The sequence below is a fragment of the Streptomyces sp. NPDC021749 genome (genome assembly GCF_040640655.1).
GTDB lineage: Bacteria > Actinomycetota > Actinomycetes > Streptomycetales > Streptomycetaceae > Streptomyces.
In genome coordinates this window covers 71,124-83,905 of record NZ_JBFACE010000009.1, presented here as the reverse complement: position 1 = coordinate 83,905, position 12,782 = coordinate 71,124, and the positions used below count along the sequence as shown (strand labels likewise).

Annotated in this window: 13 protein-coding genes; 9 read left to right on the top strand and 4 right to left on the bottom strand. The window is 70.1% G+C overall.

Annotated features, from left to right (window positions below; all coding sequences use genetic code 11):
* Positions 1-214: 214 nt before the first annotated feature.
* Together AB0G35_RS11630 and AB0G35_RS11625 are read right to left on the bottom strand one after the other, a co-directional pair.
* Complete coding sequence (locus AB0G35_RS11630; RefSeq protein ID WP_360947303.1) at positions 215-1,303, bottom strand: NAD(P)-dependent alcohol dehydrogenase; 1,089 nt, start codon at positions 1,301-1,303, stop codon at positions 215-217.
* A 115-nt stretch (positions 1,304-1,418) separates the two neighbouring features.
* Positions 1,419-1,682: a GXWXG domain-containing protein gene (locus AB0G35_RS11625; protein WP_360947301.1), complete on the bottom strand. Its 264-nt coding sequence runs from the start codon at positions 1,680-1,682 to the stop codon at positions 1,419-1,421.
* A 401-nt stretch (positions 1,683-2,083) separates the two neighbouring features.
* Here AB0G35_RS11625 and AB0G35_RS11620 point away from each other — a divergent pair, with 401 nt between their 5' ends.
* Positions 2,084-2,767, top strand: a complete 684-nt coding sequence (locus AB0G35_RS11620; RefSeq protein WP_360947299.1) for a restriction endonuclease — start codon at positions 2,084-2,086, stop codon at positions 2,765-2,767.
* 242 nt (positions 2,768-3,009) lie between these two features.
* Positions 3,010-4,680 (top strand): FMN-binding glutamate synthase family protein, encoded by a 1,671-nt coding sequence (locus AB0G35_RS11615; RefSeq protein WP_360947297.1) that lies wholly within the window; start codon positions 3,010-3,012, stop codon positions 4,678-4,680.
* A gap of 508 nt (positions 4,681-5,188) precedes the next feature.
* Here the strand turns inward: AB0G35_RS11615 and AB0G35_RS11610 are convergent.
* Positions 5,189-5,359, bottom strand: a complete 171-nt coding sequence (locus tag AB0G35_RS11610; RefSeq protein WP_360947295.1) for a hydrophobic protein — start codon at positions 5,357-5,359, stop codon at positions 5,189-5,191.
* Positions 5,360-5,780: 421 nt separating this feature from the next.
* On the opposite strand from AB0G35_RS11610, the gene AB0G35_RS11605 reads away from it, so the two are divergent.
* The 7 genes from AB0G35_RS11605 (at position 5,781) to AB0G35_RS11575 (ending at position 11,521) form a co-directional block, all read left to right on the top strand.
* Positions 5,781-6,395, top strand: a complete 615-nt coding sequence (locus AB0G35_RS11605) for a DUF1326 domain-containing protein (protein ID WP_360947293.1) — start codon at positions 5,781-5,783, stop codon at positions 6,393-6,395.
* Positions 6,392-7,150: a DUF2182 domain-containing protein gene (locus tag AB0G35_RS11600; protein ID WP_360947291.1), complete on the top strand. Its 759-nt coding sequence runs from the start codon at positions 6,392-6,394 to the stop codon at positions 7,148-7,150. The genes AB0G35_RS11605 and AB0G35_RS11600 overlap by 4 nt, the downstream gene beginning before the upstream one ends.
* Before the next feature lie 249 nt (positions 7,151-7,399).
* On the top strand, positions 7,400-8,203 hold the full coding sequence (locus AB0G35_RS11595) for an alpha/beta hydrolase (RefSeq protein WP_360947289.1): 804 nt from the start codon (positions 7,400-7,402) through the stop codon (positions 8,201-8,203).
* Positions 8,203-9,489, top strand: a complete 1,287-nt coding sequence (locus AB0G35_RS11590) for a SpoIIE family protein phosphatase (protein WP_360947287.1) — start codon at positions 8,203-8,205, stop codon at positions 9,487-9,489. The genes AB0G35_RS11595 and AB0G35_RS11590 overlap by 1 nt, the downstream gene beginning before the upstream one ends.
* Positions 9,486-9,824: an STAS domain-containing protein gene (locus AB0G35_RS11585; RefSeq protein ID WP_360947285.1), complete on the top strand. Its 339-nt coding sequence runs from the start codon at positions 9,486-9,488 to the stop codon at positions 9,822-9,824. Before AB0G35_RS11590 ends, AB0G35_RS11585 begins: the two co-directional genes overlap by 4 nt.
* Positions 9,825-10,481: 657 nt before the next feature.
* Positions 10,482-11,045 carry a ferritin-like domain-containing protein gene (locus tag AB0G35_RS11580; protein WP_360947283.1) on the top strand — a complete coding sequence of 188 codons (564 nt, stop codon included), beginning with the start codon at positions 10,482-10,484 and terminating at the stop codon, positions 11,043-11,045.
* Between the two features lie 71 nt (positions 11,046-11,116).
* Positions 11,117-11,521, top strand: a complete 405-nt coding sequence (locus AB0G35_RS11575; RefSeq protein WP_360947281.1) for an STAS domain-containing protein — start codon at positions 11,117-11,119, stop codon at positions 11,519-11,521.
* Between the two features lie 190 nt (positions 11,522-11,711).
* Here the strand turns inward: AB0G35_RS11575 and AB0G35_RS11570 are convergent, their stop codons facing one another.
* Positions 11,712-12,689: a zinc-binding dehydrogenase gene (locus tag AB0G35_RS11570; RefSeq protein WP_360947279.1), complete on the bottom strand. Its 978-nt coding sequence runs from the start codon at positions 12,687-12,689 to the stop codon at positions 11,712-11,714.
* Positions 12,690-12,782: the final 93 nt, after the last annotated feature.

Genomic DNA, 12,782 nt, shown 5'->3' with positions numbered 1-12,782 from the left:
GTTTACGTGAGCTGCCGACTGCGTGGGGCTTGATCGGTGAGGGTGGGGACACGGTGTTGTCGACCGAGGCGACCGAGGCGACTGCGGCGACCGAGGCGGTCCAGGCGACCGAGTCGACTGCAACGACCGAGGTGACTGAGGCGACTGCGGCGACCGAGGCGACTGAGTCGACGGCGCTGCGGACTCCGCCGGTCCGCTCCCTGTCCGCGAGGCGTCAACCGAACGTGAGAACCGGCTTGATGACCTCCCCAGAGGCCGCGGCACGCGCGGCCGCCTCAATGTCACCGAAGGGATAACGGGTGATCAGCTTCTCTACGGGAAGCCGTCCCTGCTCGTGGAGCGCAATGAGGTGGGGGATGAACGTCTGGGGAGCAGCGTCCCCCTCGATGACGCCCCGCAGCTGAATCCCCTTGGTCATCACGGTCATGATGTCGAACTCGGCCGTCTTGCCGATACCCACCAGCGCCAGCGTTCCCCGCTGACGCAGGGCCGCGATGGCCTGGGAGATCACGGCCGACTGGCCGGTGGTGTCGATGGCGTGGTGCGCCCCACCCTGCGTGATCTCGCGGACTGCCGTAGCGACGTCGTCCACGTCCTCCGGGTCGAGCGTGGCGACGGCGCCGAGGTCCCGTGCCACCGCGCGCCGGGAGGCGACCGGGTCGACGGCGACCACGGAGCTGCCTTCGGCAACCGCGGTCATGACCGCGCTCAGGCCCACACTCCCGGCGCCGAAGACCACCAGCGACGAACTCGACGTCGGCCGCAGGACGTTGAGGACCGTGCCGGCACCGGTCTGCACTCCGCATCCGAGCGGTGCGGCGAGAACCGGGTCGAGGCCGGCCGGAATCTTCACGCAGTTGCTCTCGTAGGCGAGTGCGTGGGTGGCGAAGCTGCTCTGGCCGAAGAAGTTGCCGAAGACCGGCGAGCCGTTCCGGGACAGGGGTGTGCTGCTGTCGGTCCGGGTACCGGTGGCGTTCAGGGCGTGAATGCCTGCCTCGCAGTACGCGGGCCGACCGGAGGTGCAGTGGCCGCAGGTGCTGCAGCTGCGGTAGCTCAGGCACACGCTGTCCCCGGGGGCGACGGTCGTCACCGCCGATCCGACGGCTTCGACGACGCCGGCGCCTTCGTGGCCGAACACCATGGGCAGGCGTGGCCAGACCTGCCGGGTGCCGAGATCGGTGTGGCAGATCCCCGCTGCCGTGATCCGGACCAGGATCTCGTCCGGCCGCGGCTCGTCGATGTCGACGGCGCGCAGGGTGAAGGGACCGCCGGCGGACTCCACCAGGGCTGCCTGTATGCGCATGGGTGGGTTTCCCCCTGAACTGTCGGTCGTCGCACGGGCGACGGAGGTGAGTGACGGGCGCCGGCCACTGGGCACGAGCAGCCGCAGGTCTGTGGTCGCACCGGTGGTGGGGGAGTCAGCTCTCCTCCCGTTCCCGCTCCTGTTCCTGTTCCCGCTCCCGTTCCCGCTCCCGTTCCCGCTCCTGTTCCTGTTCCCGCTCCCGTTCCCGCTCCCGTTCTCGTTGGCCGGTGAGGAAGGCGGACCCCTTCCACGAGCCGAGGATCTCCTCCGGCCGCACGGTCTCCAGTAACGCCCACAGCCGGTCCAACTCGTCCGCGGTCACGCGTCCGCCGGCGGCTCGAACCGCTGCGATACGTGCGCGCGCCTGCTCGATGTCCATCCGGACTCCTTTCCGAGACACACCGACACGCCGATACCCAGACACGCCGATACCCAGACACGCCGATACCCAGACACGCCGATACCCAGACACGCCGATACACCGACACGCCGATACCCCGACATGCCGGTATACCGACACGCTGATACGCCCCGACAGTAACGCCTCCGCTCCCCGACCGTCGGTGGCGGCTCTTCGTCAGGGAGTATCCGGGGCCGCTCTTCCCACGTCGTACGCCGGAGGGGCGTGCATGCAGTGGTGGCGCGGTCCCAGACTTAGCGGGAGGCTTCCAGTCTTTTCTTTCAATCTCCCCTGGATTACGCGTTGTTGTGATGAGCCCTGGAGTTGGGGGCACAAGATCCCAACGATCTTCGTCGACCGGTGGGAGAGGACAACAGAGCATGGTGACCACCACACGCCGGCCGAGGCCCCCGCGCCGCCGGCCCGCCTTCAGCCTGCGGCAGCTGTCCGTCTCGTTCGGTCTGCTCGCGATCGGCGTCACGGGAGTGGGCCTGACACTGCGGAAGGCCATGGCCTACGCGAGTGCGCACCCCGGCCCTGCGGTGGTCGTCGGCCTGGTTGTGGTGGGGGTCGTGGCGCTGTTGCTGCCGCGTCGGGGGCGGCGCGGGCCGGCCGATGTGCCTCTGGCGGAGGAGGCCGCCTCCCGCCCGGTGGTGGGCGTCGACCCTCGCCCGCTGGAGATCGACGACTACGCCGCCATGGAGGCCGACGCGTTCGAGGAGGCGGTGGCGGGTCTGTGCCGGCGCGACGGCTGTGAGGACGTCCGGGTGGTCGGCGGCGCCTATGACCTCGGCGCGGACGTGGTGGCCGTGGCTCCCGACGGCCGCAATGTCGTCATCCAGTGCAAGCGCTACGGCGAGGACAACAAGGTGGGCTCCCAGGAGTTGCAGCGCTTCGGCGGCACCTGCTTCACGGTCCACGGAGCCGAGGTCGCCGCCGTCGTCACCACCAGCGCCTTCACCGACCCGGCACGGGAATACGCCGAACAATGCGCGATCCTCTGCTTCGACCACGACGACCTCGTCGGCTGGGCCTCCGGTAGCGGTCCGGCGCCGTGGGAGTGAGCGCGCCGGTTCCACGGGCGCAAGCCCGGGCAACGGCGTGGCCGGACGACGAACGGAGCGCCCGCGGGCAGTTGCGACGTGCTCCAGCGGTACGTCGACCGTCAGCCCCACGACCTGCACGACTGCGACTGAAGCGGGGGCGGGCGGGTAAACGGCCAGCGTTGATCGAACGGCCCGGCCCAGCCCGCCCGCTCCTGGGCATCCGCACGATGCGGGGCCGTCGCCCTCCTACTCGGGAGCTGATGGTGACCACTCATGCTGGTATCAGCGGTTCGCGGGCCGGTTCCGGCGGACGGCCGGGCGGCGCGCGGATGCGTCCCTTTGCCCATCTGTTCCGGTGGCTTTCGGTGGCGGCGCTGCTCGCGGCCGGCACCGGACTCGTGACCGCGGCGGTGCTGGCGTCGCCCTGGTGGTGGCCGCTGGCCCTGCTCTTCCTCGCCCTCGGCGGGGTCGGCACCGCAGACCTGGCGCAGCGTCGGCACTCGGTGCTGCGCAACTACCCGGTCATCGGCCATCTGCGGTTCGCACTGGAGGCGATCAGGCCGGAACTGCAGCAGTACTTCGTGGAGCGCAACTTCGACGGCCGGCCCTTCGACCGTGATGTGCGCAGCATCGTCTACGAGCGGGCCAAGGGCACCGAGGCGGAGGAACCCTTCGGCACCGAACGCGACGTCTATGCCGCCGGCTACGAGTTCATGGTGCCGTCGATGGCCCCCAAGCCCGTTCCCGACCGGCACCCCACGGTCCGGCTCGGCGGCCCGGACTGCACCCGCCCGTACGACATGGCGCTGCTGAACGTCTCGGCGATGAGTTTCGGCTCGCTGTCCGCCAACGCGATTCTCGCCCTGAACCGCGGTGCCGCCCTCGGCGGGTTCGCCCACGACACCGGGGAGGGCGGACTGTCCGAGTACCACCTCCGGCACGGTGGCGATCTCGTCTGGGAAATCGGGACCGGATACTTCGGCTGCCGGACGGCGCAGGGCGCCTTCTCACCCTCCGAGTTCGCCGACAAGGCGGCGCACGACAGCATCAAGTGCGTCTCGCTGAAGCTGTCCCAGGGCGCGAAGCCCGGCATCGGCGGCGTACTGCCCGGCGACAAGGTGAGCGCGGAGATCGCCCGGGTCCGGGAGGTGCCGGAAGGGCGGACGGTGACCTCCCCGCCCTACCACCGGACCTTCTCCACCCCGCGCGAACTGGTCCGCTTCCTCGCGCGGATGCGTGCCCTCGCGGGCGGCAAACCCACCGGCTTCAAGCTCTGCGTCGGCTCCCGACGGCAGTTCCTCGCGGTCTGCAAGGCCATGCTGCAGGAGGGTGTCACCCCGGACTTCATCATCGTCGACGGCGCCGAGGGCGGCACCGGGGCCGCACCCCTGGAGTTCGCCGACCACTTGGGCGCTCCGCTGACCGAAGGCCTGATCACCGTGCACAACGCACTGGTCGGCTGCGGGCTGCGGGACCGGGTCAAGATCGGCGCGAGCGGCAAGGTGGCCACCGGCGCGGACATGGTCAAACGCATGATCCAGGGCGCCGACTTCACCAACGCGGCACGCGCCATGATGATGGCCGTCGGCTGCATACAGGCCCAGCGCTGCCACACCAACACCTGCCCGGTGGGGGTGGCCACCCAGGACCCGCACCGGGCCCGGGCGCTGGACGTGGCGGACAAGTCCGCGCGCGTACACCGGTTCCAGAAGGCGACGGTGGACAGCGCCCTGCAGATCATGGGCTCGATGGGTGTCCAGCACCCCGACGAACTCCGGCCCCACATGCTGCGCCGCCGCCTCGACCCGCTCACCGTCCGCTCGTACGAGGAGCTGTACGAGTGGCTCTCCCCGGGCGAGTTGCTGGCCGTTCCCCCGCAGGACTGGGCCGCGGACTGGGCGGCGGCCGACCCCGACTGCTTCGCCGTCTGACCTCCTGCGCCGCACCCCGCCGACGAGCTGGACCGGGGCCAGAGGTCTGCGGGGCCGGCCTTCGGTCCGCGCGCGGTGTCTGTTCGAGGATGCCCCCACACCTGTCGGGTGCGGGCCCGCCGGTGACGGACCCGCACCCGACAGCTGTGACGGCTTACGGCGATCAGATTCTCAGTGTTCACTCGTCAAAGGCGCCCTTGACCTTTTTCGCCACGCCCCGCAGATGCCTTTCCGGTGACCTGCTCTGCCTTCGCCGGGACTTTCCCTCGGCGCTCTCGGGTCCCCTTCATCGATTTCCTTTCCCGTCATCGGTGCAGGGCGGCAGCAGGGATCTCCGCATTCCATTGACGAAACTCCCGCCGAACGGGAGCGGGCTTTCGGATAAAGCGTCGGGTCTGTATGGGCCGGAACGGCACGCGCTGGCGGCGGGACGCATATCCGGTGGCCACACGGTTGGGCCCCGGCACCTGGCGTGCCGGGGCCCGACGCTTTCACCGGGTACCACTCGTCACCAGCGATACCAGCGGCCCCGCTTTCCGGTGGGGCCGGCCGAGCGCAGAACGAAGCCCAGCAACCATGCCACGAGCACGATCACAGCCACGATCCACAGCGCCTTGAGCGCGAATCCGACGCCGAAAAGAAGCAGGGCAAGAAGCAGAACGAGAAGAAGGGGGACCATAGTTATCAACCTCCAAACACCGTGTGCCCGCACCCTGAACGACCACACCTTTCCCTTCGCAGATTTCTTATGTGGCGGGGCGCGGCATCCGGTGAGCGGCACGGCCGGAAGAAGTCCTCACCGCGGTCGTCGGCGAGCCGCAGCCGCAGCAGGCACCCGCCTGCACGCCGCCCTGGTCCACACACCGATCCGCTGATCCGCGACGAACGCCTCACAACGGCGGTCACCGCCCTGACCCGCCGCAGCGTGGCCCCTGAAGGCGGCCGCGAGCGCGGTGAGCACCGAGTCGCTGATCGCCCGGCAGCGGCTCTGCGCGACGCGTGACGACCGGAATAGCATGGAAAGAGCGGCACCGGTACGCGGCGCACCCGCCCGATGCATCCCCTTCGCGGAGGGGACGCGCACACAGGGAGGAAGAGCCATGTCATGGAATCTGACCGGTACGTATCTGGAGAGCTGCAACTGCGACGTGGTGTGCCCCTGCACCACCTCGGGCCTTACCGCTCCGGCCGACCATGATCGCTGCCAGGTGACCTTCGCGTTCCATGTCGACAGCGGGAACGTGAACGGCATGGACGTGGCCGACCGCAGCGTCGCCGTCTTCGTCGACGGGCCCCGGGTGATGGCCGAGGGCGGCTGGCAGGTGGCGCTGTACGTCGATGCGTCGGCCGACGACGGTCAGGCGACGGCGCTGAGCAAGGTCTTCTCCGGCCAGGCGGGCGGGCCGATGTCGGTGTTCACTCCGCTCATCGGCGAGGTCCTCGGTGTGCAGCGCGTTCCCATCGAGTACCGCGACGACGGCCGTCTCCACGCCGCACGGGTGGGCGACGTCATCGACATCGAGATCGAGGACCAGGTCGCCCCGCAGTTCGGCAAGGGCGGTCCGGTGATGGGCCTGACCGGCATGTTCCACCCGGCGAACAGCACACTGACGATCGCCCGGTCCACCCGGGCGACGGGCGACGGTGTGTACGGTCGGTCCTGGGACTTCACCGGCAGCAACGGACACTACGCGCCGTTCACGTGGACCGCGTGAACGGCAGACCGGTCACCGTCCGCCGCACGGCGGTCCCCACCGGGCTACTGCTGGTCGCGGCGGCGGCCGCGTGGGTCTGGGTGGTGACGCGCTGGGGCGGCATGCGGGCGATGCCCGGCACCATGGGACTGGGCCTGCCCGCATTCCTGGCCGTGTGGACGCTGATGATGGCCGCGATGATGCTGCCCGCCACGGGGCCCGTCGCCGCGCTGTACGCACGTACCATCACCGTGCACCGCGCGCCGCGCATGGTCGTCTTCACGGTCGCCTACCTGCTTGTCTGGGCCGCGGCCGGACTGCCGGCCTACGCGCTGGCCGTCGGTCTCGGCCGGGTGGCGAGCCTCCCCGCCGGGCCGGGGACCGCAGCGGCCGCGGCCGTGTTCGCGGTCAGTGGCGTCTACCAGCTGACGCCCCTCAAAGACCGCTGCCTGGCGAGGTGCCGCTCGCCGCTCGGACTGATGCTGCGCTACGCCTCGTATCCGGGGCCATCGCGCGACCTGCGGGCCGGGGCCCACCACGGAGCCTTCTGCCTGGGCTGCTGCTGGTCGCTGATGGTGCTGCTGGCGGCGTTCGGCCTGATGAACCTGTGGGCCATGGTGGTCCTGGCCGCCGTGATCACCGCCGAGAAGCGCGTTCCGGCCGGTCGCCTGGTGGCCCGTGCGGTGGGGCTCGCCTCGCTCGCCCTGGCCGTGGCCGTCATCTGGGTTCCGCAGCTGGCCCCGGGCCTGACCGGTGCCGGTAGCGCCGGAATGTGAGAACGGGCCGTCCCCGCCGGGCACCGCACCGTCCGGAACACCGCAAGCCTGGCCCCGGCGACCCACCGGCCAGTCACCGCGTTCCCAACTCCCGTTCCACGACCGCCCGGAAGGCGCGTGGCATCGGGACGGCCGGCACAAGTCAGTTGGCGGTCGTGCCAGTTGGTTTGTGAAGGCGTCAGGCAGAGCGTGGGGGTGATTCGCGGCCGTGCCTGAACAGGTGGCGTGCGGCCTGAGAGACTGGTGGGCATGGACATCGAGCGGAGGAACAACGTCGTCGTCACCGGTAACCCGCAGGGGCCGACGGTGCTGCTGGCGCACGGGTTCGGATGCGATCAGAACATGTGGCGGCTGACGGTTCCTGCCCTGGCCGAGGACTACCGGGTGGTGTTGTTCGACTACGTGGGTTCGGGCCGCTCGGATCCGTCCGCGTTCTCGGAGGACCGGTACGCCTCTCTGGACGGCTATGCCCGGGATGCGGTGGAGGTGTGTGACGCGCTCGACCTTCGGGACGCGGTGTTCGTGGGGCACTCGGTCAGCGCGATGATCGGGGTGTTGGCCGCCGGTCTGGCTCCGGAGCGTATCGGGGCGCTGGTGATGGTCGCTCCGTCTCCGCGGTACATCGACGACGACGGCTACCGGGGCGGGTTCAGCGCGTCGGACATCGACGAGCTGCTCGCCTCACTGGAGTCGAACTATCTGGGGTGGTCGGCGGCCATGGCACCGTTGATCATGGGGAACGCGGACCGGCCCGAGCTCGGCGAGGAGCTGAAGAACAGCTTCTGCGCCACCGACCCTGACATGGCGCGGGTCTTCGCCCGCACCACGTTCCTGTCGGATTCGAGGAACGACCTGAAAAGCGTGCGGGTGCCGACGCTGGTGCTGGAATGCACCCAGGACGTCATCGCGCCCCGCGAGGTCGGCGCCTTCGTCCACCAGGCGATCCCCGGCTCGCAGTTGGTCACCCTCGAAGCGACCGGGCACTGCCCCCACCTGTCCGCGCCCAAGGCCACCAACGACGCGATCACCGGATTCCTGGCAGGCCTGCGGTGATGTGCCGCACGGGGCAACCGGAGCCGCACGACGCGGGCGATGAGCGGACCTCGGACGCGGCGTTCGCCTCCCTGCTGGAGGACAGCGCCGAGGAGCTGTACGAGAGCGCGCCGTGCGGCTACCTGTCCACGCTGATGGACGGGACCATCGCCAAGATCAACGCCACGCTGCTGGGCTGGCTCGGCCTGGAGCGCGAGGCAGTGGTGGGCCGGACGCGGTTCCCCGACCTGCTGACCGTGGGCGGCAAGCTGTACCACGAGACGCACTTCGCGCCGCTGCTGCGGATGCAGGGCGAGATCAGCGGCATAGCCCTGGAGGTCAAACGGGCCGACGGCGCCCGGATGCCCGTGCTGGTCTCCTCCGTGGTCAAGCACAGCGACACCGGCGAACCGCTGCTGATCCGCACCACTCTCTTCGACGCCCGGGACCGCCGGGCCTACGAGGAGGAACTCCTGCGCGGCCGGAGAGCGGCCGAGGAAGCACGCCAGCAGGCAGAGACCGACCGCGCCCGGCTGCAGGAGGCGCTCGCCGTCCTCCAGCAGTCGCTGCTGCCCGCCACCCTGCCACCGGTGCCCGGGGTGGAGACGGCCGCCCACTACCACACTGCCTCCCCGGACCGGCTCGGCGGCGACTTCTACGACGTCTTCCCCGCTGACGGCAAACGCTTCGCCTTCTTCCTCGGCGATGTGTGCGGCAAAGGCCCCCAGGCCGCCGCGGTCACCTCACTGACCCGCTACACCCTGCGCGCCGCCGCACTGCACGACCCCGACCCCGTCTCCGCCCTGTCCACCCTCAACAAGGTGCTCCACGAGCGTTACGCCGGCAGCGGCGACCCGCGCTACTGCACCGCCGTCTTCGGCACCCTGGAACCCGACCCGGCGACCGGGCAGGTCGCCGTCCACCTCGCCTCCGGCGGCCACCCGCCGGTCCTCGTCCTGCGGGCCGACGGCACAGCCGGCTTCCTGCCCACCCCCGGCGGTCTCCTCGTCGGCATCCTGCCCACCGCGCGCTTCGTCACCGCCACCACGTGCCTGGCCCCCGGCGACACCCTCCTCCTCTACACCGACGGCCTCACCGAAGCCCGCACCGGCCAGGACCGCACCGGCTTGTACGGGGACGAGGCCCTGCTCGCCTTCGCCGCCCGCCAGGCCGGCAAGTCCCCGCCCGACGTCATCCAGGCCCTGACCGAGCTGCTGGACAGCTTCGGTGACGGCCTCGACGACGACACCGCCCTCCTCGCCCTCGGCGTCCCCGTCCCCGCCCCTCTGACGAAGCACACACGATGAGCCCGCTGAAGATCACCACCCGAGACGCTGCGACCGGTCCCGTTCTGGAGATCACCGGCGAACTCGACTACGACCATGCGCACGAGCTGCGCGAGGTGCTCACCACGCTCACCCTCCGGCCGGGTCAGCGCCTCACCCTGGACCTCGCCGGCATGGAATTCTGCGACTCCAGCGGCATCACCGCCCTGATCGCGGCCTACCGCCATGCCCAGGCCGCCCAGGCAGACCTCGCGCTCGCTGCCGCCCCTGCCCGTACCGTGCGCATCTTGCGCATCGTCGGCCTCGACCAGATCTTCAGCCTCCACCCCGACAGCGAGAGTGCCACCCGGCCCTGACCCGCGACGACTTGCTCGGTTCGGACCCGCCTGCCCGCAGGCGGGCCGGACGAGGCGCGTGCCTACGGGATCCAGGCGTTGACACCGGGGGCCGAGTCAGGGGTGCGTTTTTCAGGCGTCAGGTAGACGGCCGCCACGGCGGTGGTGAGCCGAGCAGCCCGAGGCGCACGGAACGGCGTGGGGTGTGACTCCTCGCCCTCTGTCGCACCGCTGCCGGCCGTGCTCTGCGGTGTGGTGTCGTGTTCCGCCATGTGGGCCCCACCTTTCTGATGTCCGCTCGTGATCGACGCACATCATGCAGGCCCCGCCGGTGTGGTAAACGGGATATCGGTCAACTTCCCCCCTGCCGGGGAATTTTGCGGCGCGCCCTTCACCTTGGCGTAACGCTCCGTAACGGCAGTCCCGGCGGCGCCGCATCCTGTGTCGCGGGGCGGCGACTTCCCGTCCGAAGAACCGGGAGTAGCCCGTGATCATCGGGGCAGACGATGAATCGTCACAGGTCAAGCACGACATCCGTCCTCACCGGTGCGCGGTCCCGCAGTCATCGGATCGTCCAGCAGGGTGGGCGTCATGGGTGGTGGTCAGGTCGAAAGCGGCCGCGCCGTCCGGGAGTACGGGTGACGGGTTCGAAACGGAGAGGCGAAACGGAGAAGGGCCATGGCTGAATTCCTCACGGATATCGAAACCATCCGGAAGCGAGCGCGCCTGGAGATCGAGAAGGGCCCGATCACGGATGCCTACGGCGCGGACCTGGAGCGGGTCCTCCAGGTGCTCAACGAGGCCCTGGCCACCGAGATCGTCTGCACGCTCAGGTACAAACGGCATTACTACACCGCGTCCGGGCTGTATTCGGAACCCGTAGCGGCCGAGTTTCTGGAACACGCCGCAGAAGAACAGCAGCACGCCGACAAACTGGCACAGCGCATCGTCCAGCTCGGTGGCGAACCGGATTTTGACCCGGACACCCTGACGAAGCGTTCGCACGCCGGGTACGACGCCAGTACCGACCTGGTCGAGATGATCAAGGAGGACCTGGTCGCCGAACGCGTGGCCGTGGCCTCCTACACCGAGATCGCACAGTGGCTCGGCGACGGCGATCCGACGACCCGCAGGGTCTTCGAGGACCTCCTCGCGCAGGAGGAGGAACACGCCGACGACCTGCGTGGCCTGCTGGAGCGGATCCCCCGGCACACCACGAACGAACTGTCCGACCGGACCTGACCGGGAGCCCGGTGTCCTCCCGGCGAGCGAGGACACCGTGCATTGTCGACCACAGCGAGGGAGCCCCACACATGCCTGATTCCGATCTGCTCAGCGTGGAAGTCACCGTCATCGACGAGCGGACCGCGGTGGTCGCGGTGGGCGGTGAGCTCGACACCGACACCGGCATCGCCCTGCACCACCAGCTCGCCAATCAGCTCGCGCACGGCCGCCGGTATCTCGTGCTCGACCTGAGGGACGTCCCGTTCATGGACTCCTCGGGGCTGAACGTCATCATCAGGGCGCACAATGACACCCGGAAGGTCGGGGGGAGCGTGCACCTGGCCGCCGTGTCACCGACCGTCCGGCGCCTGCTCGACCTGACGGGGATCAGCTTCACCACACCGGTCCGGGACACTCCGGAGGAAGCACTGTTCGAACTCGCGGCCGCGTCCCTGCCGGACGGGGGCAGCCGCCCGGCTTCCCCGACTTCTTGAACCGGTCGCGACGCGTTTCCAACGGGAGGCGCAACTCGTCCTCGGGGCCCGGGCGCTCGCCCTCCCGCTGGGCGCGTCCGGCCGCCCGCCGCGTGCCGTCCTCCTCCTGGACGACCGTCTCTGCCTCGGACGCGGCCGTGCGCACGCATGGCGTCGAAGAGCACTGTTCCGGCGTGCGGCTGCGCTGTGCTCAGCCGGTCGTACGCAGCAGCAGCTTGCCGGTCGAGGTGCGCCCGCCCATCAGCCGGTGGGCCTCGGCCGCGTCCGACAGGGGGAACTCCGCGGTGATCGGCAGGGTCACGGTGCCGTCGAGGACTGTGCGGAAGGCCCGTTCGGCCAGCGGGCGCAGTGTCCGGGGCGCCGACTGCGCGAGCGCCAGGATGGAGAAGCCCGCGACGGAACGGCCCTGCGCGTAGAGCTCGGGCTGTCCCACCTGCCAGGGCTCCGCCCCGCCGGCGTTGCCGAACGACACCAGGCGGCCGAAGACGGCCAGCGCGTCGAGCCCGCGGCGGAGGGTGTCGCCGCCCACCGGGTCGAGTACCAGGTCGACGCCCCTGCCGTCGGTGACTCGGCGGATGTCGTCGGGGAAGGTGTCGGCGGTGAACACCTCGTCGTAGCCGTGCTGGAGGGCGGCCTCGGTCTTGGCCGTGGAGGAGACCACACCGTACACGGCACCCGCGCCGGCAGCCCTGGCCAGTTGCCCGGCCACGGTGCCGACACCTCCTGCCGCGCCGTGCACCAGGATGCTCTCTCCGGCGCGCAGGCGTCCCACCTCGTGGAGCAGGGCGTGGGCCGTCGGCAGCACGGTGGGCAGCGCGGCTGCGGTCCGCAGGTCCAGGCCCTCGGGGAGAGGGAAGACCGTGGCGGATTCGGCGAGCACCACCTCCGCGTAGGCGCCGCTGTTGACGAGTGCGACGACCTCCTGCCCCGGACGCAGTCCCTCGACGCCGTGGCCGACGGCCCGGACGCGTCCGGAGACCTCCAGGCCCGGGCGGAAGGGCAGCGAGGTCACCCGGTACCCCTCGGCACGTGCCTTGAGGTCCGCGAAATTCACGCCCGCATAGGCGGTATCGATGGTGACTTGGCCCGGGCCCGGCGAGGGCGGTTCGGCCTGGACGACCGTGAGCACCTCGGGGCCGCCGTACTTCTGGAACTCGATTGCACGCATGAGGGGGACGCATCCTTCGACCGAGTGTTCAATGAAAAGCGAACACTGGGACTGTACGATGCTCATCGAACACTCGGCAAGGGCCGGTACGAC